The sequence below is a fragment of the Streptomyces sp. NPDC046465 genome, from assembly GCF_040646035.1.
Lineage (GTDB): Bacteria > Actinomycetota > Actinomycetes > Streptomycetales > Streptomycetaceae > Streptomyces.
In genome coordinates this window covers 1-24,178 of record NZ_JBEYZK010000014.1, presented here as the reverse complement: position 1 = coordinate 24,178, position 24,178 = coordinate 1, and the positions used below count along the sequence as shown (strand labels likewise).

General features: G+C 70.1%; 21 protein-coding genes. 6 read left to right on the top strand and 15 right to left on the bottom strand.

Features of this window, described 5'->3' with window-relative positions; translation table 11 throughout:
* Window positions 1–463: 463 nt before the first annotated feature.
* The 5 genes from ABZ953_RS22270 to ABZ953_RS22250 form a co-directional block, all read right to left on the bottom strand.
* Window positions 464–4,066, bottom strand: a complete 3,603-nt coding sequence (locus ABZ953_RS22270) for a LamG-like jellyroll fold domain-containing protein (protein ID WP_361726568.1) — start codon at window positions 4,064–4,066, stop codon at window positions 464–466.
* Window positions 4,067–4,223: 157 nt separating this feature from the next.
* The gene (locus ABZ953_RS22265; protein ID WP_361726566.1) at window positions 4,224–5,783 is read right to left on the bottom strand and encodes a VCBS repeat-containing protein; all 1,560 of its coding nucleotides are present in this window, start codon (window positions 5,781–5,783) and stop codon (window positions 4,224–4,226) included.
* Window positions 5,784–6,231: 448 nt separating this feature from the next.
* Window positions 6,232–6,744, bottom strand: a complete 513-nt coding sequence (locus ABZ953_RS22260; RefSeq protein WP_361726565.1) for a GNAT family N-acetyltransferase — start codon at window positions 6,742–6,744, stop codon at window positions 6,232–6,234.
* A gap of 37 nt (window positions 6,745–6,781) precedes the next feature.
* Entirely contained in the window at window positions 6,782–7,297 is a 516-nt protein-coding gene (locus ABZ953_RS22255; protein WP_361726563.1) for a sigma-70 family RNA polymerase sigma factor, read from the bottom strand.
* Between the two features lie 124 nt (window positions 7,298–7,421).
* On the bottom strand, window positions 7,422–8,612 hold the full coding sequence (locus ABZ953_RS22250; protein ID WP_361726561.1) for a glycerophosphodiester phosphodiesterase: 1,191 nt from the start codon (window positions 8,610–8,612) through the stop codon (window positions 7,422–7,424).
* Window positions 8,613–9,104: 492 nt separating this feature from the next.
* On the opposite strand from ABZ953_RS22250, the gene ABZ953_RS22245 reads away from it, so the two are divergent.
* Entirely contained in the window at window positions 9,105–9,725 is a 621-nt protein-coding gene (locus ABZ953_RS22245) for a lysophospholipid acyltransferase family protein (RefSeq protein ID WP_361726559.1), read from the top strand.
* Between the two features lie 562 nt (window positions 9,726–10,287).
* Here ABZ953_RS22245 and ABZ953_RS22240 read toward each other — a convergent pair.
* From ABZ953_RS22240 to argH, 4 genes are all read right to left on the bottom strand, one after another.
* Entirely contained in the window at window positions 10,288–11,829 is a 1,542-nt protein-coding gene (locus ABZ953_RS22240) for an MFS transporter (RefSeq protein ID WP_361726557.1), read from the bottom strand.
* On the bottom strand, window positions 11,826–12,377 hold the full coding sequence (locus ABZ953_RS22235) for a helix-turn-helix domain-containing protein (RefSeq protein WP_361726555.1): 552 nt from the start codon (window positions 12,375–12,377) through the stop codon (window positions 11,826–11,828). The genes ABZ953_RS22240 and ABZ953_RS22235 overlap by 4 nt, the downstream gene beginning before the upstream one ends.
* Window positions 12,378–12,432: 55 nt before the next feature.
* The gene (locus ABZ953_RS22230) at window positions 12,433–13,407 is read right to left on the bottom strand and encodes an aldo/keto reductase (protein WP_361726553.1); all 975 of its coding nucleotides are present in this window, start codon (window positions 13,405–13,407) and stop codon (window positions 12,433–12,435) included.
* 156 nt (window positions 13,408–13,563) lie between these two features.
* On the bottom strand, window positions 13,564–15,000 hold the full coding sequence (argH, locus tag ABZ953_RS22225; protein WP_361726551.1) for an argininosuccinate lyase: 1,437 nt from the start codon (window positions 14,998–15,000) through the stop codon (window positions 13,564–13,566).
* Window positions 15,001–15,154: 154 nt separating this feature from the next.
* Between argH and ABZ953_RS22220 the strand changes: the two genes are divergently transcribed.
* Both ABZ953_RS22220 and ABZ953_RS22215 read left to right on the top strand, forming a co-directional pair.
* On the top strand, window positions 15,155–15,760 hold the full coding sequence (locus tag ABZ953_RS22220) for a pyridoxamine 5'-phosphate oxidase family protein (RefSeq protein ID WP_361726549.1): 606 nt from the start codon (window positions 15,155–15,157) through the stop codon (window positions 15,758–15,760).
* Between the two features lie 57 nt (window positions 15,761–15,817).
* Window positions 15,818–16,771 (top strand): bile acid:sodium symporter family protein, encoded by a 954-nt coding sequence (locus tag ABZ953_RS22215; protein WP_361726547.1) that lies wholly within the window; start codon window positions 15,818–15,820, stop codon window positions 16,769–16,771.
* A 55-nt stretch (window positions 16,772–16,826) separates the two neighbouring features.
* Here the strand turns inward: ABZ953_RS22215 and ABZ953_RS22210 are convergent, their stop codons facing one another.
* From ABZ953_RS22210 to ABZ953_RS22185, 6 genes are all read right to left on the bottom strand, one after another.
* A complete protein-coding gene (locus ABZ953_RS22210) occupies window positions 16,827–17,372 on the bottom strand; it encodes an arginine repressor (protein ID WP_361726545.1) in 546 nt (181 codons plus the stop codon).
* 7 nt (window positions 17,373–17,379) lie between these two features.
* The gene (locus ABZ953_RS22205; RefSeq protein ID WP_361726543.1) at window positions 17,380–18,585 is read right to left on the bottom strand and encodes an acetylornithine transaminase; all 1,206 of its coding nucleotides are present in this window, start codon (window positions 18,583–18,585) and stop codon (window positions 17,380–17,382) included.
* Entirely contained in the window at window positions 18,582–19,550 is a 969-nt protein-coding gene (gene argB / locus ABZ953_RS22200) for an acetylglutamate kinase (RefSeq protein ID WP_361726539.1), read from the bottom strand. The genes ABZ953_RS22205 and argB overlap by 4 nt, the downstream gene beginning before the upstream one ends.
* Window positions 19,547–20,698: a bifunctional glutamate N-acetyltransferase/amino-acid acetyltransferase ArgJ gene (argJ, locus tag ABZ953_RS22195; RefSeq protein ID WP_361726537.1), complete on the bottom strand. Its 1,152-nt coding sequence runs from the start codon at window positions 20,696–20,698 to the stop codon at window positions 19,547–19,549. Before argJ ends, argB begins: the two co-directional genes overlap by 4 nt.
* On the bottom strand, window positions 20,695–21,723 hold the full coding sequence (gene argC, locus ABZ953_RS22190) for an N-acetyl-gamma-glutamyl-phosphate reductase (protein ID WP_361726535.1): 1,029 nt from the start codon (window positions 21,721–21,723) through the stop codon (window positions 20,695–20,697). The genes argJ and argC overlap by 4 nt, the downstream gene beginning before the upstream one ends.
* A gap of 138 nt (window positions 21,724–21,861) precedes the next feature.
* On the bottom strand, window positions 21,862–22,263 hold the full coding sequence (locus ABZ953_RS22185) for a hypothetical protein (protein WP_361726533.1): 402 nt from the start codon (window positions 22,261–22,263) through the stop codon (window positions 21,862–21,864).
* A 198-nt stretch (window positions 22,264–22,461) separates the two neighbouring features.
* On the opposite strand from ABZ953_RS22185, the gene ABZ953_RS22180 reads away from it, so the two are divergent.
* The 3 genes from ABZ953_RS22180 to ABZ953_RS22170 form a co-directional block, all read left to right on the top strand.
* Window positions 22,462–23,235: an alpha/beta hydrolase gene (locus tag ABZ953_RS22180; RefSeq protein ID WP_361726531.1), complete on the top strand. Its 774-nt coding sequence runs from the start codon at window positions 22,462–22,464 to the stop codon at window positions 23,233–23,235.
* A gap of 72 nt (window positions 23,236–23,307) precedes the next feature.
* Complete coding sequence (locus tag ABZ953_RS22175) at window positions 23,308–23,472, top strand: hypothetical protein (protein ID WP_361726529.1); 165 nt, start codon at window positions 23,308–23,310, stop codon at window positions 23,470–23,472.
* A partial coding sequence (locus ABZ953_RS22170; RefSeq protein WP_361726527.1) for an ATP-binding protein occupies window positions 23,469–24,178 on the top strand: 710 nt, incomplete at its 3' end. The genes ABZ953_RS22175 and ABZ953_RS22170, both read left to right, overlap by 4 nt.

Genomic DNA, 24,178 nt, shown 5'->3' with positions numbered 1-24,178 from the left:
TGTGTCGTGTGCGTTTCTCGGGTGGACCGACTCTGACGGGTAAACCTTTCGCCTTGACCAACCGGGTCGGCGCACTACCGAGGGTCACGATGTCGCTCGCGCCCCTGGGCCAGGAGACCTCGGCTGCCCTCTTCACCCGCGCCTTCTCCGCCGGGTTGGGCCGGTCCTTACCGGCTTTCAGATCAGTGCCGGGCACGGGGGCACCGAGGTCCTTCTGAATACCCGGGCGGGTACGGCCCTTGTCATCGGCCGCCGCCTGCGGGACGTACTGCGGCAGGAGCCCCACGGCGAGCGATATGCCCAAGGTGATGACGACGTGGCGTCGCAGCTGGGGGCGTGTGGACTTTGAGGGCAGGCGGAATCGTTGTGGCGTAGACACGTTGCGTCTCCGGGAGGCTCGAAATGGGGGCAGCGGGGTGTGGGGCGGGGCGGGCTCCGAGGGGCCCGCCCCACGTCCTGGCGGCTAGGTCACCGTGCCGTCCAGGTTCACGCCGGACTTCAGATTCGCCACGGCTGCCACCAGCGGCTCGTCCAGTGCGCCCTCGAAGACGCGCACCTCGTCGATCGCCCCGGAGAAATACTGCGATCCCGAGGTCAGGCCTGCGCGTCCCACCTGAAGGCCCGCCGTGGAGAAGTCCCAGTCGTTGGACCACCTCACGACCTGGCCCGTCCACTGGCCGTTGACGTACAAGCGGGCTTCCTCGAACAACGCGTTGTAGGAGAGAGCAAGGTGGTCGCCCCGTCCTTCGCTGCTGGGCTGGACAGTGCCTGCTTCCGTTTCCGTCGCGGTCGCGTCGGCGATGTCCTTCTCAGTCAGCCGAAGCTTCCAGTGCTTGCTTTCCTTGTCGAACCGGACACTGGCCACCGAACCCTGGGTGCCCGGCAGCGAGAACACCGCCTGCGTGGCCGTCGCGTCGGGCGAGCCGAGCCTGGCCCGTGCCGTGACCGTGAAACTGGCCTTGGCTTTCAGCAGGCCCGCAGAGCGGCTCGCATAGCCGTCCTTGCCGTCCAGGGACAGGTGGCCGTCGCCCCATAGAGGCTCTTCGGCGGGCTTGCAGTTCGGGTCGAGAATGTCGCAGGTGTCGTCCGCCTGATAGACGGAAGCACCACCGCGCAACACCATTCCAGAGCCCTGGGAGCGGTCCGGCACCCCTCCGCCCTCGGACTCGTCCATATCCCAGTAGGCACGCTGCAGCGGAGGAATTCCGCCGAGACTCTGTGTCTCACCGGCGGAAAGGACACGGTCGAAGACCTGGACGTCCGCCACGGTCCCCTTCAGGTTCGCCGTGTAGCCGGCGGGTTCCAGAGCCCGCCCGATCTGCAGGGAACCCGTGGCGTTCCAGGTCGTCGGGCGCTCCTGGATGTCGCCTTGCACGAGGGTGCCGTTGACGTACATGCGCATCGTGCCCGAGGAACCGGTCCTCTTCTCGTCCTTGTCGTAGACGCCGACCAGATGCGTCCACTCGCCGGGGACCGCCCTTGGCCCCTGCACCTCCCAGGAGATCGTCGAGTCGATCTCACTGTCGGGTGCCAGGAAGGACCATCGGTGTGACGCGGCGTCGTACCCGAGCGAGAAGCCCGACTGGGCTGATCCGTCCTGGCTGATCACGCTCATCGACTTCGTCGGCAGCTGGGGAAGCATCACCCAGCCCGCCACCGAGAAGGTCTTGTCCGTGTCGACCACATGCCGGCCTGTGTTGAGGTAGGCGCCACTGCTGCCGTCGAGCGTCGCCGCCGTACGCACGGAGCCGTGCGGGCCGTCCTCGCCGAAGGTCACGCCGGGGCCCGCCGTCGCCGCCTGCGTACCGTCACCCCCCGCTGCCTGCCCGGAACCCTCGGGATCCGCCAGCGCCCACGAGGATTTCGCGGACCGCCCCTTGGCCACCCGGAAGCGGTAGGACTTGGTGATCTCCCGGTTATTGCCCGCCCGGTCCTCCGCTTCGACGTACAGGGTCACCGGATGCTCCCGCTGCGGCATCCAGCGCACGATGGCCGGCCTGCCGGGCGCGTCCGGCGTGATCGTGTGCTCCGCCTCACCTGTGAACTGGTAGCGGTACTTGACCACGTCGGTTCCTTCGGAGTGCAGCTCGAAGCTGCCGTACTCGCCGACGCCCGCGTGCCACTTCTCGTCGTTGGGGTACTTCTCGGACTTCACTTCCGGCGCGTCGGGCTTGGTCGAGTCGAGAATGAACTCGCAGCGGGTACCGGATCCTTCGTGACTCCAAGGCCCCCAGGATTCGCCGGATCCCCCGATGTCGTCACCGCCGCGCACCCACCAGCCGATCACGGTGTTCTGCGGAAGCGCGAAGGAACCCGTACCGTCACCGCGGATGTCTTCGCCCACCTTGTAGGTGAACTCCTCATATCCGCTGTCGCGGCTCCGGTCGGTGTTCGTCTGTTGGTAGCCGGTCGTGACGACGTACTTCTTTTCGTTGCCGTTCTTATCCGTCCAGAAGACCTCGAACTGCGCCCTGACCTTCTCCGTGTTGCCCTTCACGTCGCCGTGGTCCGGGTCCCACACGATCGCGGAGAGCGTCGGCGCCTTCTTCGTGTAGTGCTTGGACGCTTCTCCGTAGGCGCACTTGCCTCCGGGGTCCATGGACAGCTCGTCCATCTTCGGCTGGTAGGGAGGCCGGTTGTACGTCACTTCAAGTGCCGCGTTGTTGCAGAACCGCTTCCACGAGACGTACGAATCCTCAGTGGCGGCCTGTAGCCCGAACGTGGTCGTGTCCCATCCGCTGGACGATGCCTTCTGCACGGTGCCCTTGACGTCGAAGCGCACGTTCTGGTTGGTCGCCGAGCATGACCCCGTCGGATTGGTCGGCGACTCGGAAGTGATGTGGTCCTTGCTCGACGGGCGATTGGACCAATTGGTACGCGAGTTGATCGCGCTGCCGCCGGAACTGTTCACCCGGTGCAGCTGCACCGAGCGGGCCTCGCTGTTGTACGTGTGCACCAGCGTGATCGCGAACTCTGCCTTGAGGATCCTCTTGCCCTCGAAAGTCCCCGTCGGCAGCGCGTAGTACTGACGCTGAACGTCGTTGCTTCCGGTGCAGCGCACGGAGTAGTTCGCCGGACAGCGGCCGACACCCTTGCCGGACTCGACGCCGTCGTCCGAGTTGGGGAACTTCCAGCCCTCCAGGCCCGGCTTCGCGGATGACACCCAAGTCCATGCGGTACGGCTCTTCGTCCTGGCCACCGGGTCGATGATCACCGGATAGCGGGTGTTCTCCCCCCTGAGCAGGCGCAGATCGGGCTTCAGGGTCATGACGTCACGCCGCAGGCCAAGGTCGACGTCCGAGACTCGGGCGCCGTCGGCGGGCGCGGCCTGCGCCACCCCCGGTGACCCCTTCCGCCGCACCGTGGTTCTGCTGTCACCGCTGGAATCCCACATGACGGGCTGCGGTGCCTCGAAGACTGTGCCGCCGGTAGCCGCGTCCTTCGCCACGAGGCCACCGCCGGACGCCTTGCGTACGTCGAGGCCACGAGTGGCGACAGGAAGCTCGATACCGGTCAGCTTCGGGTTGGCAGCCGCCTCCGCGGTCTTGACGACCAGCAGATGCGCGAATCCTTCGGGCTCCGCGCGCACCACCAGGTCGACGTCCGGCAGGACCGCGCGGTACGTAGCCGTTGCGCCCTCTACCTCAGGTGCCGGAAGCCGACCCGGCCAGGACAAGGACAGCGTCTTGCCGTCGCGCACCATCGTGGCGAACGGCCCGTCACCACCGCCGGAGAGGGTCACAGCGGTGGGGGTGGCCTTGGGGGCGAGGGCGCCGTTCGGCTGTTTGACCAGTGTGGTGTCGATGTCGGTCCACTTGTCGCCCTTGAGCGTCCGGACCGGCTGCGCGTACTCCTTGGCGGTGAAAGTGCCGTCCGGGTTCGCGAACGTCTGGCCGCGCTCGGTGCGCCGCCCGAGGACTTCGATCCGTTTCCCCGCCTCGTCCGCGCGCCGAACTGCCGCGTCTTCGGTGAGCTCGGCGGTCGACGTGGCCTTTTGAGGCTCACTCGGCGGCTCGGACGATGCCGCGCTGGCCCCAGGCAGCCCGCCGATTCCGGATACCAGCACGGAAGTAATCAAGCCGACCGCGACGGCCGCTCTTCGCGCACGCCGTTCTGCCCTGCTCTTCACCATTCCCCCTGATCCCCCTGCGTCTGGACCCGCGGTGAGCCGCAGGCCGGGAAGCCGCTACGGGCGCCGCTGGCTGCACGACGCCCGTGTTCGCCTACCTCACATCCGAACCGAAGGCCTTGCCCTCGTCCGGGATGCCGTCGGCGCCCGGCTTGAGCGTGCGCACCGAGCCGGTGCCGTCGTCGATGTGCTTCCACGACATCGCGTACACCAGGCCCTTACGGTCGGCCGGCGTCTTGCTGTAGGGCACCCCGACGTACAGCTCCCTGTACGAGGACCACAGCCCGAGACCCGCGAAATCACGCGCCTGCGCGGTGCCCGGGAGGCCGTTGCCCCGCGTAAGCGCCTTGCCGCCTCCGCCGGAGCGGTCGAGTGCGGACAGGATGTGCACGGCGCCGGCGTTCTCCGCGACTCCCACTTCCTGGTTGGGAACACTGACGGCCAGCTTGATGGTCTGGGTGGTACCGACGTCACCAGGAGCGGTGTTGGCGAGGGCGACCCGCTGGCCGAAGAAGTCCGCCGTCGCCGGCCGCTCGTCACCGCCGGAGGACAGGCGATCCATGAAGTTGACCTCGGTTACGGCACCGGAGGGCTTGACTCGGATGACGGTCACGGCACCCGCGTCCGCAACCGTGCCGATGTTCTCGTTGGGTGTTCCGACGGCCAGCAGGGCGTCCGTCTCGGAATCCGCGCCCGACGGGCGGTACGGGACCATCGACAGCGCTGTGCCGAATCGGTCGTCCTTGGCGGACGCACCGGACACCAGGGCGGGATGATCCTCGTCCACGCCGTCCAGTGCCGTCGGACGTCCGGCCACCAGAGCGTGGTTGAACAGCGTCACGGCCCCGGCGAACGACTCCTCGCCGATGGCCTCTCCGGGCGCGCCCACGGCGATGAAGCGACTCGTGGCGGCAAGAGAATGCCCGAACCGGTCGTGGGCCTCGGCCACACCCGGCACGTCGGGGTCGTCCTGGTTGACCGTGGTCTTGGTGGTGCCCTGCACGTAGTGGATGCACCCTGCGTCCGAGCGGTCTCCGATGGCCTCCCCCGGTACGCCGATGGCGAGGTACGGCTTGCCGCCCGACGTGGCGCCGCCCGCGAGGGCGTAGCCGAAGAGGTCACCGGACTCGGTGGTGGTGGCGCCGTCGAGGCCCGCCTGGGTGTAACTCTCGACCGTCGACCCCTCGCCCAGGCCCGCGGGCCGACCGTGGATGACGTAGGCCGCCCCGGCGTCCGCCTGCGCCCCTTCGGTGGTGTTGACGTCCTCGTACGGCGCTCCCACCGCCAAGTCGTCGCAGCCGTCCTTGTCCGCGTCGTACACGGCGATCGACGCGCCGAACTTGTCGCCCGTCTCCGGGTTGGCTGTCATGCCTCCCAGCGCTTGGGAGATCTCGGTGACGCCCTTGTCGCCACCGAGCACGATGCGGACCAGGCCCGCGTTCGCCTTGCCGTCGACGGTGGCTTCGGGATCGGCCACGGCCATGTCGCGAATGCCGTCGCCGTTGAAGTCCGATCCCACTCCGGCGGTGCACGAAACGGCGTTCGCGGGCGGCGCGCCCAGAGAGAAGGACGCCGCGGCAGCCATCACGAGGGCCGCCACGGCTCCCCATTTGGTCACCCGCGCGCCTCCGCGCAGGTTGTTGATCAACTCCACAGCCCCACCCCAGAGTTACGGAACATCCACCGGATGTTCACAGCGGGGCGAGTTAATGCTCCGGCCCAATAGACCGTCAACATGACGCACGTCACACACAATTAACATACGGCCACGATGGTTTACTGTCCGTAGCGACTGGTGGCGACTCCCGGCCACGCTTCGAATTCCCGACAACACGCGGGACCAGAGCCCTTTTTGGGCGGATGTGAGGTTCACAGCGAACTCACAGGCTGCCTTGCCGCGCCAACTCGCGCCCGAAACAGCCGAACACCGATAGGGCTCCACGCGGCGAGAATCGGCCACGCCTAGATGTACCGCGCCCAGGAGCATCACGGAACGCGAGGTGAAAGCCGGGCGAAATCCGTGAAGCCCCTGGGCGGTATGTCCCCTCCAGCATCGCCCCTCGCGCGGCCGGACCGCGATCCGAGCGGGGCCGCCGTATCCGCTAGGCGCTCGGCACGAACGCGTCGGCCGGTACGTCCTTGGCGAGCGTGACCCGGGTGAGCCGCTCGTTCACGCGCTGGGTGTCCACCGCCGCGTACCCGTGCTTGCGGTACAGCTGGAGGTTCTGTTCGCTGCGGTGGCCGGAGGAGAGCTGGAAGCACTTGGCGGTGCCGGTCGCGCCGAGGTGCTGTTCTATCGCGTCGAGCAGGCGGCCGCCCAGGCCGTGCCGCTGCATGCGGGGGTGGACGATGAGCTTGCCGATGCGTGCCGTGCCGTCCGCGTCGACCGTGCCGCGGACGGAGGCCACCACCTCGTCGCCGAGGCGGGCCACCAGGACCGTGCCCGCGGCCATTTCGGCCCTGATGGAGTCGAGGGACTGCGTCAGGGGTTCGATCGAGTAGTCGCCGTAGATCTCGGCCTCGCTCTGGTAGCAGAGGTACTGCAGTTTGAGGATCTGCTCGACGGCGTCCTTGTCCTCTGCCGCCGCCACCGAGATGGTCACGCTCATGCCCATGTGTGCATGCCTCCCGCTCACCTGCTCCACCGGTTGTCTACCGCTCCATTCCCCACGGAGCAGGAGCCGCAACCTCCGCTGTCAGCATTCTGCGCAGGCATCCCAGGCATCGGGAACGTTCCGGCCCCAGACTGCCCTGTGACATTCCCAACTCCCCTGCGATTTCCCGGTAGGTGAGGTCCTCGGGGGACAGCAGTGCAGCCATGAGGCGGGGGCAGCGGCCGGGCAGCCTGCGCACCGCGGCGTGCAGGGCGCGGTACCGGTCGGCGGCGAGGGCGCGCTGTTCGGGGCCGTGTTCGGCGTCGTCGGCGGGCTCCTTCGCGTAGGCCGCCTCGCGCCGCCCAGTGTGCCGGGTGCGACGCGCCTCGGACCGGACGGCGCCGCGCAGCCAGAGGGCCGGGTCGGCGGGCGGCCCCGCTTCCTTCATGCGCTCCAACAGCCGCAGCCAGACGGCCTGTTCGAGGTCGCCGGGGTCCGCGCCCGAGGCGAGGGCCTCCGCGGACACCTCTGCGGCGAGCAGCGGCCGCAGGGTGGGGATGAGGTCGTGGGTCATGCCCGGCGGGACGCGGCCGGTCCGGTACGAGGTTTCCGGAGCGGCCGCTTCTCACCCCAACCGGGGCCGGGCGGTCAGCCGTTGACGCGAGTCACCCGGCGCCCGAGGGGGCGTCAACCGGCTCTCAGTCCCGCGCGAAGTCCGCGGCGGCGAGCAGCGCGGTGTCGCAGTTGTCGGAGAAGATCCCGTCGATGCCCGTCTCGAAGTAGGCCTTGAAGGCGCCGAAGGCGTCCCCGTAGGCGTTCGGGTCGGTGCCCTTCCTGAAGTTCGCGGGCAGGAAGGTGTTCTCGTTGCGCATCGTGTACGGGTGCAGGATCAGGTCCGCCGCGTGAGCGTCCTCGACGAGCGTGGTCGGGGTGCCAAGGCTGCCGTCCGCCTTCTTCGGGATGACCAGGTCGAGCGTCGGGCCGATGCCCTGGGCGAAGCCCGCCATCCACCGCAGGCCCTTGGGCGTGATCAGGTCGGCGACGGTGCGCGGGTCGCCCGCCTCGACGAAGTCCCAGGGGCGGGAGTTCGCGGTGGAGAGCAGCACGACGCGGGGTCCCGAGACCAGCTTGGCCAGGCGCTGGATGCTGGAGGGCTCGAAGGACTGCAGGAAGTTCGGCGAGTTCCTCTTGTGCCGGCCGTAGCGGCGCAGGAGCTTGGCGAGCGGCTCCTCCAGGCCGAGGCCCAGCTTGCGGAAGTACGTGGGGTGCTTGGTCTCGATGTGCAGCCAGACCGGCCTGCCGCGACGGCGCCCCTCCTTCTCCGCCCAGCGGAGGACCTCTTCGAGGGTGGGGATTTCCCAGCGGCCGTCGTAGAGGGTGTTGTGCTGGCGGGTGCCCGGGATGCGCTCCTTGGCGCGCAGCGTCTTCAGCTCGGCGAGCGTGAAGTCCTCGGTGAACCAGCCGGTGAGCTTGACGCCGTCCACGGACTTGGTGGTCTTGCGGGACGCGAACTCGGAGTGCGCCGATACGTCCGTCGTCGCGGTGATGTCGTTCTCGTGACGGCATACGAGATGGCCGTCCTTGGTGGGCACGACGTCCTGCTCGATCACGTGCGCGCCCATGTCGAGGGCGAGCTGGTACGAGCCGAGCGTGTGCTCGGGGCGGTAGCCACTGGTCCCCCGGTGCGCGACAACCGTCGGCACGGGCAGGCTCCGGTATCCACCGTGCCCGCCGTGCTCCCCGTGACCGCCGCCGTGGCGCTCGTCGGCTCTTGCCACGCCGGGCACTCCTGCCACGGCCGTGCCCGCACCGAGGACCGCCGCCCCCAGTACCGCCCGCCGCCCCGGACTCGTCCCCGGCTGCTGCTGACCCGATCCCTGCGTCGCCATTGGCGCTCCTCCCGATGTACTGCCGCCTTGCACCTGACAAAGCGGGACTGATCGTAGGTGGCCGCGAGTGACGTGTGGGAGACCCCCGCCGGAACGGCGGGATGACGTGGCGTGGCGAGTGGGCGCACCATGGAGGCGGACGATGGAGGCGGACTGACGATGGAGGCGGACTATGGAGGCGCACTGTGGAGGTGACGGCCCGCGCCCGGTGGCCCGCCACGCAGAGCGACGAGTGTGCGTGACAAGGACCACTGGTTCGGGCCACAACGATCCCGTGGGAATACGGTCGTCACAAAGGCGACGGCTCAGGGCAAGATCCCGCAAAGTCAGGTCAACACTGCGTATCGAGTGCATGAACCCGATGTGCAAAGGGCGGTTGCCCGCGAGTATCGTCCTCACCTGCATTTACTCGTCGTCGACCCGTTGACACCGGAGGGCCTGTTGTCCCGTCTAGCGCTCATCAAGGCAGTGCTCGGACCGATCTTGCGCCTGATGTTCCGCCCACGGGTAGAAGGCGCCGAGAACATTCCGGGGACCGGGCCCGTCATCCTGGCCGGAAACCACCTCACGTTCATCGACTCGATGATCATGCCGCTGGTGGCCAACCGCCCGGTGTTCTTCATCGGCAAGGACGAGTACGTCACCGGTAAGGGCCTCAAGGGGCGCCTCATGGCCTGGTTCTTCACGGGCGTCGGCATGATCCCGGTGGACCGCGACGGTGGCCGCGGCGGGGTGGCCGCGCTGATGACCGGTCGGCGCATTCTCGACGACGGCAAGGTCTTCGGCATCTACCCCGAGGGCACGCGTTCGCCCGACGGGCGTCTCTACCGGGGCCGTACGGGCATCGCTCGCCTCACCCTGATGACCAACGCGCCCGTCGTCCCCTTCGCGATGATCGGCACGGACAAGCTCCAGCCCGGCGGCAAGGGGCTGCCGCGTCCCGGCAAGGTGACGGTCCGCTTCGGCGAGCCGATGGAGTTCTCGCGGTACGACGGCATGGACCGTGACCGGTATGTGCTGCGGGCGGTGACGGACTCCGTGATGACGGAGGTCATGTTGCTGTCGGGGCAGGAGTATGTGGACATGTACGCCACGAAGGCGAAGGCGGCCTAGCCGCCCGGGTAACGGTTCTCATCGGCGCGCCCGCGCCGGGGGCGGGGTCTTCCCCCGGCGCCGGGGCGGGCGTTCTGCGTTGCGCCGTGCCGCCGGGGCCGCCGGTTCGTTCCCTCTGCGGGCTGTGCGTGGCCGATCGCGCAGTTCCCCGCGCCCCCTAGGGATACCCGGCGAACCCAGTCCGTCACCCGCGGGCCGCCTTCAGTTGCTCGCGCCGTTCCCCGCGCCCCTTAGAAATACCCGGCGGGCCCAGTCCGTCACCCGCGGGCCGCCTTCGGCTGGTCGCGCCGTTCCCCGCGCCCCTTAGAAATACCCGGCGGGCCCAGTCCGTCACCCGCGGGCCGCCTTCGGCTGGTCGCGCAGTTCCCCGCGCCCCTTAAAGATGCCGGTTCGTCGTCGTCTGCGGGCCGCCCTCGGCTGGTCGCGCCGTTCCCCGCGCCCCTTAGGGGCGCACCCGGCACCGGCGAGGGACTGCCCCGGCAGGGGCTTCAGGGGCGCGGGGAACTGCGCGAGCAACCACGTGTCGCCCGCGCGTGAGAGACCCGCCCCACCGCGGGAGCGCCTAGTGTTCGAGGCCCGACTCCAGCTCCTGACCCTTCAGGAGGAACCACGCCGCCGCCGCCGTCGCGAGAAGCACCGCCGCTCCGACGCCCGCCGCCAGGCGGAGGCCGTCCACGAAGGCCGTCTGGGCGGAGGCGAGCAGAACGTCCGCCTGGCCCGCCGGCAGGCCCGCCGTCGACTCCACCGCGCCGCCCAGCGACTCGTGCGCGGCAGCGGCGACATCCGGCGGCGTACCGGGCGGCGCCGTGAAGTCGCGGTAGACGCCGGTGACGATGGAGCCGAGCAGGGCGATGCCGAGCGCGGCGCCCAGTTCGTACGCCGTCTCGGAGACCGCGGACGCCGCGCCCGCCTGTTCCTTGGGGACGCTGGAGAGGATGACGTCGGCGGTCACGGTGAACGAGAAGCCCGCACCGATGCCGACGACCAGGAGCGAGGCGCCGAGTAGCGGATAGCCGGTGTGCTGACTGAGCCCCGTGAGCGCGGCGAGGGAGAGCCCGACCGCCGCGAGGCCGCCCGCGACCACGATCCGTACGGAGAAGCGCCGCGCCACCATGCCCGCGATGAGCCCGGCCGCCACCGCGCCGACCGCCGCGGGCAGTTCGGCGAGGCCCGCCTCGAACGGCCGTCGGCCCTGGACGAGTTGCAGGAACTGGGAGAGGAAGAAGACCAGGCCGGAGAGGCCGAGGACGGTGAGCAGGTCGGCGAGGACCGCTCCGGAGAAGCCGCGGTTGCGGAACAGCCGCATGTCCAGGAGCGGCGCGCTGAGCGTCAGTTGGCGGCGTACGAACCAGGTGAGCGCGGCGACACCCACGACCGCGGCCGCGACGGCGTCCCAGCGCAGACCGTGCGCGGCCGCCTCCTTGATGGCGTACACGACGGCGATCATGCCGATGAGGGAGAGTACGACGCTCACCAGGTCCCAGGGGCCCGGCGCCGGGTTCTTCGACTCGGGCAGGAACTTGATGCCGACCAGGACGAGCACGGCCATCACGGGCAGGTTGATGAGGAAGACCGAGCCCCACCAGAAGTGTTCGAGCAGGAAGCCGCCGACGACGGGCCCGACGGCCGCGCCCGCGGACGCCATGGCGCCCCAGATGCCGACCGCGAGGCTGCGCTCGCGCGGGTCGTGGAAGATGTTGCGGATCAGGGCCAGGGTCGACGGCATCAGTGTCGCGCCCGCGACACCGAGCAGCGCGCGGGCCAGGATCATCAGCTCGGGGCTGGTCGCGTAGGAGTTCAGGACCGACACCGCGCCGAAGGCCACCGCTCCGGTGAGCAGCAGCTTCTTGCGGCCGATGCGGTCGCCGAGGCTGCCCATGGAGACGAGCAGGCCTGCGATGACGAAGGAGTAGACGTCGCCGATCCACAGCAGCTGGGTGCCGGACGGCGCGAGGTCCTCGCTGATGTACGGCGTCGCAAGGCCGAGCACGGTCGCGTCGACGGCGACGAGGAGCACCGCGAGGGCGAGCACGGCGAGGGCGAGCCAGCGGCCGGGGCTGCGCTCCGCCTCGGGCGCCTCGGTCTGCTGGTGGGTGCTGGTCATGAGTCCACTCTCCGCTGTGCGCCGCCGATCAGCAGCTCGGCGATCATGTACGAGAAGTCGTTTGCGGCCACCCGGCCGTCCTGCACGGCCCAGGCGCCGGAGCCGATGAGGCCGTACAGCGCCTCGGTCAGCCAGATGGGGGTGATGTCGATGCGGAACTCACCGCTCTCCTGGCCGCGCCGGAAGAGCGCGGCGAGCCGGTCGTCGATGCGGGACCAGCCGTCGTTCTGCGTGTCGCCCTCGAAGAGCTGGTTCTCCGTGTAGAGGAAGGCGAGCAGGCCGGCGGCCGGCTCGATCTCCTTCACCAGGCGCCGCAGCGCGTCGCTCGCGCTGTCCTCGCGCAGGCGGGCCCGGTCGAGGGCGGCCTCGCACTCCTGCAGGCCGAGGTCTTCGAGGGCGCGTACGAGCGCGTCGCGGCCCGCGAAGTGGCGGTGGAGGGTCGCCCTGCTGATGCCCGCGGCGCGGGCGACCTCGTCCATGGTGGAAGTGGCTTTGCGGGTGAGCAGGGCCGCGGCGCTGCGCAGGACCTGGTCGCGATCGACTGACATGAAACAACCATAAGCCGCGTGAGACATTAATGTCTCACGGGAATGACACAGGCTCTCAGTTCCAGGGCAGCCGCGCCCGGCCCTCCCAGTACGCGGCGGGGTCCTGCACCAGCCCCACGAGCCGCTCCAGCTGCCCGGCAACCAGATCGACGGCGGCGGCGTGCAGGTTGGAGACGAGCTGGACCGGCGTGGCCGCTCCGGAGAGCACGACGCCCGTCCACGGTTCGGCCAGCAGGACGGCGAGCGCGACCGCGTCGCAGCCGAGCCCCGTCTCCTCGGCGACCTCGCGCAGCGCGGGCGGCGCGTACGGCCCCGCCAGCCTGCCGTTGGCCATGCCCTCCTTGACGATCACGGTGAGGCCCGCGTCGTGCGCCTCGGCGAGCGCGGGTCCCGCCGAGGTCTCCAGGATGTTGTACGTGGCCTGGACGGTGCGGAAGAGCGGCTCCCCGTCGACGGTCACGGCGAGGGCGGCGCGGATCGCGGCCGCCTGGTGGGGACCGCTCACGGAGAGGCCGACCGTGACGCCCTCGGCGGCGAGCCCGGCCAGGTGGCCCTGGAGTTCCTTGTCCGTGAGCGCCGGGCTGTCGGGGGTCACGGAGTGGATCTGGTAGAGGTCGAGCCGGTCGCCGAGCAGTTCGGCGGTCTCGGCGCGCTGACGGGTGTACGCGGCGAGGCTGTGGTCCTTGACCTCGTGCGGGCCCTCGACCTCGGTGCGCCAGTCCGCCGTGTACGTATAGCCCCACTTGCTGCCGATGACGACGTCATCGATGTCGGGCCTGGCGCGCAGCCAGTCGCCGAGGAACTCCTCGGACCGGCCGTACGACCGTGCCACGTCGACATAGCGGACCCCCGACGCGTAAGCGGCGTCGAGGAGTTCGAGGGCGCGCTCGCGCAGGTCCTCGACGCTGCGGGAAGCCGGCAGGTCGGTCTCCCGGCCCAGCGTGATGTAGCCGGGCCTGCCGACGGCGGCGAGGCCGAGTCCCAGGTGCGCGGTCGGGGTCGTGGCTGCGGCCAGCCGTGCGAAGGGCATCGCGGGCTCCTCGTCGTAGGGGGTTCCCCGTCAACGTAACCCGCGACGCCCTTTTGTCACCTAAGCACCCCCGTCGTCACTCACGTGCACGCGGGGTCACGCACGTACAAGCGTCGTCACGCACGCACAAGCGTCGTCACGCACGCACAAGCGTCGTCACTTACGGGTACGGGCTACCGCCCACTCCTGCTGCACCGCCAGATCCGCCTTGACCTCGGCGAGTTGCACGGCGACGGCGGAGGGGGCGGTGCCGCCGCGGCCGTCGCGGGAGGCCAGGGCGCCGGGCACGTTCAGGACGGTCCGCACCTCGGGGGTGAGGTGGTCGGAGATCTCGGCGAACTGCTCGTCGGTGAGGCCGTCGAGCTCCTTGCCCTCGGCCTCGGCGACCTTCACGCACGCGCCCGCGACATCGTGCGCGACACGGAACGGCACGCCCTGCTTGACCAGCCACTCGGCGATGTCGGTGGCGAGCGAGAAACCGGCGGGGGCCAGCTCCTCCATGCGCTCGCGATGCACGGTGAGCGTCGCCATCATGCCGGTGAAGGCGGGGAGCAGGACCTCCAGCTGGTCGCAGGAGTCGAAGACCGGCTCCTTGTCCTCCTGGAGGTCGCGGTTGTACGCGAGCGGGAGCGCCTTGAGCGTCGCCATCAGGCCCGTCAGGTTGCCGATGAGGCGGCCGGACTTGCCCCGCGCCAGCTCGGCGATGTCCGGGTTCTTCTTCTGCGGCATGATCGAGGAGCCGGTCGAGAAGGCGTCGTGGAGGGTGACGAAGGAGAACTCCTTCGTGTTCCAGATGATGACTTCCTCGGCGATCCGGGAGAGGTTCACGCCGATCATCGCGGTGATGAACGTGAACTCCGCGACGAAGTCCCTCGATGCCGTCCCGTCGATGGAGTTGGCGGACGAGCCGTGCTCGAAACCGAGGTCCCTCGCGACGGCCTCGGGGTCGAGGCCGAGCGAGGAGCCGGCCAGCGCGCCCGAGCCGTACGGCGACACGGCCGTGCGGGTGTCCCACTGCCGCAGCCGCTCCGCGTCCCGGGACAGCGACTGGACGTGCGCGAGGACGTGGTGGGCGAAGAGCACCGGCTGGGCGTGTTGCAGATGCGTCCGTCCGGGCATGGCGACGTCGGGGTGCGCCTCGGCGAGGCCGACGAGCGCGCCCTGGAGTTCGGCGAGCAGGCCGCCGATGATCCGGGCGTGGTCGCGCAGGTACATCCGGAAGAGCGTCGCCACCTGGTCGTTGCGGGACCGGCCGGCCCGCAGCTTGCCGCCGAGGTCGGGGCCGAGCCGCTCGAGCAGGCCCCGCTCCAGGGCGGTGTGGACGTCCTCGTCGGCGATGGTGCCGACGAAGGAGCCGTCGGCCACGTCGGCCTCCAGCCGGGTGAGGCCGTCCAGCATGCCGGTCAGCTCGTCCTCGGTGAGCAGGCCCGCCTTGTGGAGCACGCGGGCGTGGGCGCGGGAACCGGCGATGTCGTACGGCGCCAGGCGCCAGTCGAAGTGGACCGATGCCGAAAGCTTCGCCAGGGCCTCCGCGGGCCCGTCGGCGAACCTTCCGCCCCAGAGCCGGACGTCACCGCCGTTGTTGCTGCTCACTGCACGTGCTCCTCAAGGCCGTTCCCTGCTTGCACCGTCATCCGTCCTGCATGAGTATGCAGTACACCGTATGTTTCGTCAATCCAGTCGACCCGTAAGGCGGTGGCCCATTTCGTTAGACAAACAAAGAACTTATGGCCAATAATCACTGCCCATGGGAAAGACCTATGAACGCATCGACGGCAGGCTCCGCACCTTCATCGAGGAACAGCCGATGTTCTTCACGGCGACCGCGCCGCTCGCCGGCGACGGCACCGTCAACCTCTCCCCCAAGGGCCTCCAGGGCTCCTTCGCGGTCCTCGACGAACTGCGCGTCGCGTACCTCGACTTCGCGGGCAGCACCGCCGAGACCATCGCCCACCTGCGGGAGAACGGCCGCATCACGCTCATGTGGTGCGCGTTCCAGGGGCCGCCCAACATCGTGCGGGTGCACGGGGCGGGCGAGCCCGTCTTCCGTGACGACCCGCGCTTCCCGGAACTTCTCGGCCACTTTCCCGGCATCGACCCGACGCTGCACGGCCTGCGTGCCATCGTCGTCGTGACGGCCGACCTCATCCGCGACAGCTGCGGTTACGCGGTGCCTTTCATGACCTACGACAAGGACCGCGACCTGCACGGCAGGCGCTTCTCTCGGGAGGACGACGAGTCGCTCAGCGCATACTTCGCCAAGAAGGACCACATCGCGCAGAGCATGGACGGGTTGCCGGGGCTGCCCTTGCCGCTGCCGCCCGGCGTCCCCGGGCCGCAGACCTCCGTGTAGCGACCACATACCGAGACGGGGTTGCGTGTGCGCCCGGCCGGGGCGTTGCATCACGCCGTGAAATCCGAACAGCCCCCTGCCGACAAGGCCGCCCGCCGCGCCGTCACCGTCTTTCCCGTGCTCGTCCTCGCGGCGGGCGCGCTCGGTCTCGCCCTGCCGGACGCCTTCGAGGGCTGGGGCACGAACGTCCCGTACCTCCTGGGTGTGGTGATGTTCTGCATGGGCCTGACCATGACCCCGCTCGACTTCCAGGGCGTGGTCAAGCGGCCCTGGGCCGTCGCGTTGGGCCTGGTCGCGCACTACGTCATCATGCCGGGGCTCGGCTGGCTGATCGCCCACGCGCTCGGCCTGTCGCCGCAGCTCGCGGCCGGCGTGATCCTGGTGGGCTGCGCGCCGAGCGGTACGGCGTCGAACGTGGTCACGTACCTCGCGCGCGGTGACGTGGCGCTCTCCGTCTCCGTCGCCACCGTCTCGACCGTCCTCGCGCCGCTGGTCACGCCGCCGCTGACGCTGCTGCTCGCGGGCGAGTACCTGCCGGTGGACGCGGGCTCGATGGTCACCGACATCCTCAAGACCGTGCTGCTTCCGGTCCTCGCCGGGCTCACCGTGCGGCTGCTCTTCGGGCGGTACGTCGACCGGGTGCTCGGCGCGCTGCCGTGGCTGTCGGCGCTGACCATCGCCGCCATCGTGGCGATCGTCGTCGCGGGCAGCGCCGCGGCCATCAAGTCGGCCGCGGCACTGGTGTTCCTCGCGGTGATCCTGCACAACGGGCTCGGTCTCGCGCTCGGTTACGGCGCGGGCAGACTGGCCCGGCTCGGCCCGCCCGCATCCCGGGCGATGGCCTTCGAGGTCGGCATGCAGAACTCGGGCCTCGCGGCATCACTGGCCACGGCCCACTTCAGCCCTCTCGCTGCGCTGCCTTCGGCGGTGTTCTCCGTGTGGCACAACGTGTCGGGGGCGTTGGTGGCGGCGTGGCTGGCGCGGCGGAATTCAAGCCCGTCCGGCGATTGAGGACGAACCCGGCGGAGCCGGTGATCAGCGGCGCCCAAGGCCCCGGGGCCAGAATTCAGTGCTCGTTCGAAGCCAGCCGCAGCAGATGGTCCGCCAGCGCCTGGCCTCCCGTCGGTTCCCTGCTGATCAGCATCAAGGTGTCGTCGCCCGCGATCGTGCCGAGGATGTCGTGGAGTTCGGCCTGGTCGATGGCCGATGCCAGGAACTGGGCGGCGCCCGGCGGGGTGCGCAGGACGACGAGGTTGGCCGAGGCCTCCGCGGAGATCAGCAGCTCCGCGGAGAGGCGCCGCATCCGCTCCTCCTTGGCCGACTCCCCCAACGGCGCGCGCGGGGTGCGGAATCCGCCCTCGCTCGGCACCGCGTAGATGAGGTCGCCCTCGGCGTTGCGGATCTTCACCGCGTTCAGCTCGTCGAGGTCGCGGGAGAGCGTCGCCTGCGTGACGGTCAGTCCGTCGTCGGCGAGCAGCTTCGCCAGCTGGCTCTGTGAGCGCACCGGCTGCCGGTTGAGGATGTCCACGATCCGGCGGTGGCGTGCGGTGCGGGTCTGCGGCACGGCGGGGCCCGCGTGGTCGCCGTGCTCGTTGCCTTGCGCCTGGCTCATCGTTGTCTCATTCTCCGGATCGTCCGTCCCCGTGGGCCTCGAAGGCCTTGTCCAGGATCGCGGGCAGGGCCCCGAGGAACGCGTCCACCTCGTCGTCGCGCACGTTCAGCGGCGGCATCAGCCGTACGACATCGGGGGCGGGCGCGTTCACGAGGTAGCCGGCGTCCTGAGCCGCCTGCTGCACCCGCGGCGCGAGCGGCTCGGTGAGCACGATACCCAGCAGCAGCCCCGAGCCCCTTACATGACCTACGAGCGGGTGCCCCGGTGACTCGATTGCGTCGCGCAGTTTCTCGCCCGCCCGCTTGGTGTTCTGAAGGAGCCCCTCGGCCTCGACGGCGTCGATGACGGCGCGGCCAGCGGCGCACGCGACGGGATTGCCGCCGAACGTCGTGCCGTGGTGACCGGGCTTGAAGAGCTCGGCGGCGGCGCCGAACGCGATGGTGGCGCCGAGCGGAAGACCGCCGCCCAGACCCTTCGCGAGCGTGACGACGTCCGGCTCCACGCCGTCGTGCGCGAAGTACTCGAACCAGTGCCCGGTGCGGCCGATTCCGGTCTGCACCTCGTCCAGGACGAGGAGCGTGCCGGTGGCCTTCGTGATCTCCCGGGCCGCCTTGAGATAACCCGCGGGCGGCACGACGACACCGTTCTCGCCCTGGATCGGCTCGATGATCACGAGGGCGGTCTCGGTGGTGACCGCCGCGCGCAGCGCCTCGACATCGCCGTACGGTACGTGCGTGACGTCGCCCGGCATCGGCTGGAACGGCTCCTGTTTGCCGGGCTGACCGGTGAGGGCGAGCGCGCCCATGGTCCTGCCGTGGAAGCCGCCCTCGGTGGCGACCATGTGCGGACGGCCGGTCAGCCGACCGATCTTGAACGCGCCTTCGTTCGCCTCGGCACCGGAGTTGCAGAAGTACACGCGGCCCTCGCGCCCGAAGAGCTGCAGCAGCTTCTCGGCGAGCGCCACGGGCGGTTCGGCGACGAAGAGGTTCGAGACGTGGCCGAGCGCGCCGATCTGCGCGCTCACGGCCTCGACGACCGCCGGATGCGCGTGCCCGAGGGCGTTGACGGCGATGCCGCCGACGAAGTCGAGGTACTCCTTGCCGTCCGCGTCCCACACCTTGGTGCCCGCGCCGCGCACGAGAGGCAGCCTGGGCGTGCCGTAGTTGTCCATGAGCGCGCCCTGCCAGCGCGCGGTCAGCTCCTGGTTGCTCATGACTCCCCCTCCTGGTCGGGCTCTTGGTCGGGCTCCTGGTCGGGCACGACCATCGTGCCGATTCCTTCATCCGTGAAAATTTCCAGCAGGATCGAGTGCTGGACGCGTCCGTCGATCACGCGGGCGGTCTCGACGCCGTTGCGCACGGCGTGCAGGCAGCCCTCCATCTTCGGGACCATCCCGCTGGCCAGCTCGGGCAGGAGTTTCTCCAGCTCGGTGGCGGTGAGCCTGCTGATGACCTCGTCGGAGTGGGGCCAGTCCTCGTACAGGCCCTCGACGTCGGTCAGGACCATCAGGGTCTCGGCATCAAGCGCCGCAGCGAGTGCCGCAGCCGCCGTATCAGCATTGACGTTGTAGACATGCCCCGAATCACCTTCGTCCTGGGAGCGGGCGATCGAGGAGACGACGGGGATGCGGCCGTCGGCGAGCAGCGCTTCGATGGCGCCCGTGTCGATCTCGGTGATCTCGCCGACGCGGCCGATGTCGACCAGTTCGCCCTCGATGCGGGGCTGATGCTTGGTGGCGGTGATGGTGTGCGCGTCCTCGCCGGTCAGGCCGACGGCGAGCGGGCCGTGCTGGTTGAGCAGGCCGACGAGTTCGCGCTGCACCTGTCCGGCGAGCACCATGCGTACGACGTCCATGGCGTCCTCGGTGGTGACCCGCAGGCCCGCCTTGAACTCGCTGACGATGCCGTGCCGGTCCAGAGCCCTGTTGATCTGCGGGCCGCCACCGTGCACGACGACGGGTTTGACGCCCGCGTGGTGCAGGAAGACGACGTCCTGGGCGAAGGCGGCCTTCAGCTCCTCGTCGACCATGGCGTTGCCACCGAACTTGATGACGACGGTCTTGCCGCGGTGCCGGGTCAGCCAGGGCAGCGCCTCGATGAGGATCTGCGCCTTGGGGAGCGCGGTGTGCTTACGCGCGGTCGGATTGCCGCTCGTATTGCTGCTCGTATTGCCGCTCATGAGGAGTACGCGCTGTTCTCGTGGACGTAGTCGGCGGTGAGGTCGTTCGTCCAGATCGTCGCGGTCTCGGCGCCCGCCGCCAGGTCGGCGGTGATGACGATCTCCCGGTAGCGCATGTCGACGAGCTCGCGGTCCTCGCCCACGCAGCCGTTCCTGCAGACCCAGACGCCGTTGATGGCCACGTTCAGCCGGTCCGGGTCGAAGGCGGCGGACGTCGTGCCGATCGCGGAGAGCACGCGGCCCCAGTTGGGGTCCTCGCCGTGCAGGGCGCACTTGAGGAGGTTGTTGCGGGCGATGGAGCGGCCGACCTCGACGGCGTCGGCCTCGCTCGCGGCGTTCACGACCTCGACCTTGATGTCCTTGCTCGCACCCTCGGCGTCACCGATGAGCTGCCGTCCGAGGTCGTCGCAGACCTCACGTACGGCGGCGGCGAACTCGGCGTACTCCGGGGCGACTTCGGACGCGCCCGAGGCGAGCAGCAGGACCGTGTCGTTGGTGGACATGCAGCCGTCGGAGTCGACGCGGTCGAAGGTGAGCCGGGTGGCGTCGCGCAGCGCCCGGTCCAGGACGTCGGCTTCGAGGTCGGCGTCGGTGGTGAGGACGACCAGCATGGTGGCGAGGCCGGGGGCGAGCATGCCCGCTCCCTTGGCCATGCCGCCGACGGTCCATCCGTCCTTCGCGACGACGGACGTCTTGTGCACGCTGTCGGTGGTCTTGATGGCGATGGCGGCCTTCTCGCCGCCGTGCGCGGAGAGTTCACCGGCGGCCTTGTCGACGCCCGGCAGGAGCTTGTCCATGGGGAGGGTCACGCCGATGAGTCCGGTCGAGGCGACGGCGACCTCGCCCGCGTTCACGGAGAGCGCCTCGGCCACCTTCTCGGCGGTGGCGTGCGTGTCCTGGAAGCCCTGCGGACCCGTACAGGAGTTGGCGCCACCGGAGTTGAGGACGACGGCGGAGACCAGGCCGCCCTTGAGGACCTGCTCCGACCAGAGGACGGGGGCGGCCTTGACGCGATTGGAGGTGAAGACGCCCGCGGCGGCCAGGCGGGGCCCGGTGTTGACCACGAGGGCCAGGTCCGGGTTGCCGTTCTCCTTGATCCCGGCGGCGATGCCCGCGGCCGTGAATCCCTTAGCTGCCGTCACACTCACGGCGCGACTCCGATCGTTGTGAGCCCGGTGGCCTCGTCGAGGCCGAGGGCGATGTTCATGCTCTGCAGGGCGCCGCCCGCGGTGCCCTTGGTCAGGTTGTCGATGGCGCAGATCACGATCACGCGCCCGGCCGCCTCGTCGTACGCGACCTGGATCTGCACGGCGTTCGAGCCGTACACGGCCGCGGTGGCGGGCCACTGCCCCTCGGGGAGCAGCCGCACAAACGGCTCGTCGGCGAACGCCTTCGCGTACACGGCCCGCACGGACTCCGCGGTGACGCCCGCCCTGGCCTTGGCGGTGCAGGTGGCGAGGATGCCGCGGGGCATCGGGGCCAGGGTCGGCGTGAAGGAGACGGTGACGGGGGCGCCCGCGGCGGCGGAGAGGTTCTGGATCATCTCGGGCGTGTGCCGGTGCCCTCCCCCGACGCCGTACGGGGACATGCTCCCCATGACCTCCGAGCCGAGGAGGTGCGGCTTGGCCGCCTTGCCCGCGCCGGAGGTGCCGGACGCCGCGACGATGACCGCTTCGGGCTCGACGAGGTCCGCCGCGTACGCGGGAAAGAGGGCGAGGGAGACCGCGGTGGGGTAGCAGCCGGGCACGGCGATGCGCTTGGTCCCGTCAAGGGCGGCGCGGCCGCCCGGCAGTTCGGGGAGGCCGTAGGGCCAGGTGCCGGCGTGCGGGCTCCCGTAGAACTTCTCCCACTCCCCCGCGTCCGTCAGCCGGAAGTCGGCGCCCATGTCGACGACGAGGACGTCGGGCCCGAGCTGCTCGGCGACGGCGGCGGACTGTCCATGGGGCAGCGCGAGAAAGACGACGTCGTGCCCGGCGAGGACTTCACCGGTGGTCGGCTCGAGGGTCCGGTCGGCGAGCGGAAGCAGGTGCGGCTGCAGCGCGCCGAGGCGCTGCCCCGCGTTGGAGTTGCCGGTGAGGGCGCCGATCTCGATCCCGGGGTGCCCGAGCAGCAGACGCAGCAGCTCGCCGCCCGCGTACCCACTCGCCCCTGCCACTGCTGCGCGTACCCTCATGGAACCCTCCTCTTGGATGGCATGACTATACGTTTCGCCGCAGTTTTATGCAATGTGCTGCCTCGCGGGGGCCGAGGCCCGCTGTGGCCGAGTGCTTCGGTCTTGGTCGTCCGGGGGGGGCGCGGGGCGCGGGGCGCTTCAGGCGGCGAGTCGGTTCGCGGCCGCGGACATCAGCCAACGCCAGCGCGGGCGCTCCGTGACAAGGGCGGCCGCGGCAAGCAGGGTCACGGGGACCGCCGCCCACACGGGCCAGGCCAGCCACGAGGAGACCACGGCCGCGGCAAGCTGGAGCAGCACCAGCAGGATCGTGACCGAGCCCGGCACGGGGATGATCACGTTGGCCTTGTCGCCCACGGTGGAGAAGACCGTCGGAAGGCCGATCAGGACCACCACGGACAGGGCGGCGAGCAGCCATGAGTGGCCGGCCAGGGCCCAGGGGGTGGCCACCCACGCGACGAGTTCCGTCGTGAAGCGCAGGGCGGACGCGGCGCGGTCGTCCGGTCGTCCGGTCGTCGTTTCCCCACCAGCAGCGTCGGTCACCCGAGGACGATCCCACGGCGGGCGGCCGACTGTCAGGGATTTGGTGCGGCGTCGGCTGACGTGCTCAGCCACACCGACGATCATCATGCGTGATCGCTGCGCGCGCGGAGTGCTCATTGGCGGGTGGAAGCGGCCGCGGTTGGCTGGAGAAATCACCAACCGAGCGGCCCGCCGGGGCCCACGAGGCCGAGGAGAACCGTGCCCAGTCTGGACGTCAATGACACGACCCTGCACTACGAGGACGAGGGGACAGGACCCGCGCTGCTGTTCCTGCACGGGTGGGGCACCAGCGGGCGGGCCTGGGACGCTCAGCTGCCCGCGTTCGCCCGGGGCCACCGGGTGGTCACCGTCGACTGGCGGGGCTGCGGGCGGTCGGCCCACCCCGCGCGGGGTAACACCGTCGCGGACGTGGTCGACGATCTGGTGGCGCTGATCGGGGCGCTGCGTCTTGAGCGGCCCGTGGTCGTCGGCTCGTCGATCGGGGGGACCTTCGCCGTCGAACTGGGGGCGCGGCGGCCCGACCTGGTCGCGGGCGTGGTCCCGGTGGGCGCACCCGGGTACTGGCCGTCGGCGCGGGCGCAGGCGGAGCTCGTGGCCGCACTCCGTCGCGACCGGGCCGGTACGGTCGCCGACTGGGTGCCCACCTGGTTCGCGCCGGGCACCGCGCCCGCCCTCGTCGACCGGACCGTCCGCCAGATCCTGGCATCCGGCGTCCACATCGACGAGCACCAGGTCTCAGCCCACCTGTACGACCCGCGCCCCGCGCTGCCGGGACTGCGGGTGCCGGTCCACTACATCCACGGCGAGCTGGACCCCGCGATCCCCGTTGAGGTGGCCCGCGCCTGCGCCGCGCTCACTCCGGGCGCCACGCTCGGCGCGATCACCGGCTCCGGCCACATGCCGCACCAGGAATTCCCCGACCGCTTCAACGCGGCGCTGCGGGCCGCGCTCGCCGCCTGCAGGCGTCCCTGATCCGGTTCATGCGACCCTTGATCGGCCGACGCGGCTGACGCGGCCGTCGCCGACGATCTGTTCGCCGCCCCCATGGGTGAAGACGTGGCGGCCCGCCGCTCGTTCATCCAGCACAACACCAAGGACGTCCGTTTCCTCGACTTCCTCGACTTCCTCGACTTCCTCGACATCTGGCTTCGGCCACCAGGCCACCCACCCCGCACCCTGCTCGCAGACCCCGGAGGAACCACCGCGTGAGCGCGTCCCCCACCTCAGCATCCGCAACCGCACCGGCCGGGCCCGGCACCGACGGATCCGACTACACCGCACGGCACTTGATGGTCCTTGAGGGCCTGGAGGCCGTCCGTAAACGGCCCGGCATGTACATCGGGTCGACGGACAGTCGGGGCCTGACGCACTGCCTGTGGGAGATCATCGACAACTCCGTCGACGAGGCTCTCGGCGGGCACTGCGACCACATCGAGGTCATCCTCCACGACGACGGTTCGGTCGAGGTCCGGGACAACGGCCGCGGCATCCCCGTCGACATCGAGCCGCGCTCCGGGCTCGCGGGGGTCGAGGTCGCCTACACCAAGCTGCACGCGGGCGGGAAGTTCGGCGGTGGCTCGTACGCGGCCTCCGGCGGCCTGCACGGTGTGGGCGCGTCCGTGGTGAACGCTCTCTCCGCACGTCTCGACATCGAGGTGGACCGCGGCGGGCGCACCCACGCGATCAGCTTCCGGCGCGGCACACCGGGCGCGTACGACGGCGCCGGTCCCACGGCGGACTTCACCCCTGCCAGTGGCCTGCGTCAGACCGCCAAAACACCGAAGAGCCGGTCCGGTACGCGGGTGCGGTACTGGGCGGACCGGCAGATCTTCCTCAAGGACGCGAGGCTCTCGCTGGAGAACCTGCATCAGCGGGCCCGCCAGACCGCGTTCCTGGTTCCGGGTCTGACGATCGT

Coding starts and splice junctions, on each gene's coding strand:
- ABZ953_RS22240 (WP_361726557.1), bottom strand. CDS start 11,829: ATGACCAGCACCCACCAGCAGACCGAGGCGCCCGAGGCGGAGCGCAGC.
- argB (WP_361726539.1), bottom strand. CDS start 19,550: ATGAGCGGCAATACGAGCAGCAATACGAGCGGCAATCCGACCGCGCGT.
- ABZ953_RS22245 (WP_361726559.1), top strand. CDS start 9,105: ATGTTCCGCCCACGGGTAGAAGGCGCCGAGAACATTCCGGGGACCGGG.
- ABZ953_RS22255 (WP_361726563.1), bottom strand. CDS start 7,297: ATGACCCACGACCTCATCCCCACCCTGCGGCCGCTGCTCGCCGCAGAG.
- ABZ953_RS22250 (WP_361726561.1), bottom strand. CDS start 8,612: ATGGCGACGCAGGGATCGGGTCAGCAGCAGCCGGGGACGAGTCCGGGG.
- ABZ953_RS22205 (WP_361726543.1), bottom strand. CDS start 18,585: ATGAGCAACCAGGAGCTGACCGCGCGCTGGCAGGGCGCGCTCATGGAC.
- argC (WP_361726535.1), bottom strand. CDS start 21,723: ATGAGGGTACGCGCAGCAGTGGCAGGGGCGAGTGGGTACGCGGGCGGC.
- ABZ953_RS22175 (WP_361726529.1), top strand. CDS start 23,308: ATGGGTGAAGACGTGGCGGCCCGCCGCTCGTTCATCCAGCACAACACC.
- ABZ953_RS22210 (WP_361726545.1), bottom strand. CDS start 17,372: ATGAGCCAGGCGCAAGGCAACGAGCACGGCGACCACGCGGGCCCCGCC.
- ABZ953_RS22260 (WP_361726565.1), bottom strand. CDS start 6,744: ATGGGCATGAGCGTGACCATCTCGGTGGCGGCGGCAGAGGACAAGGAC.
- ABZ953_RS22220 (WP_361726549.1), top strand. CDS start 15,155: ATGGGAAAGACCTATGAACGCATCGACGGCAGGCTCCGCACCTTCATC.
- ABZ953_RS22235 (WP_361726555.1), bottom strand. CDS start 12,377: ATGTCAGTCGATCGCGACCAGGTCCTGCGCAGCGCCGCGGCCCTGCTC.
- ABZ953_RS22230 (WP_361726553.1), bottom strand. CDS start 13,407: ATGCCCTTCGCACGGCTGGCCGCAGCCACGACCCCGACCGCGCACCTG.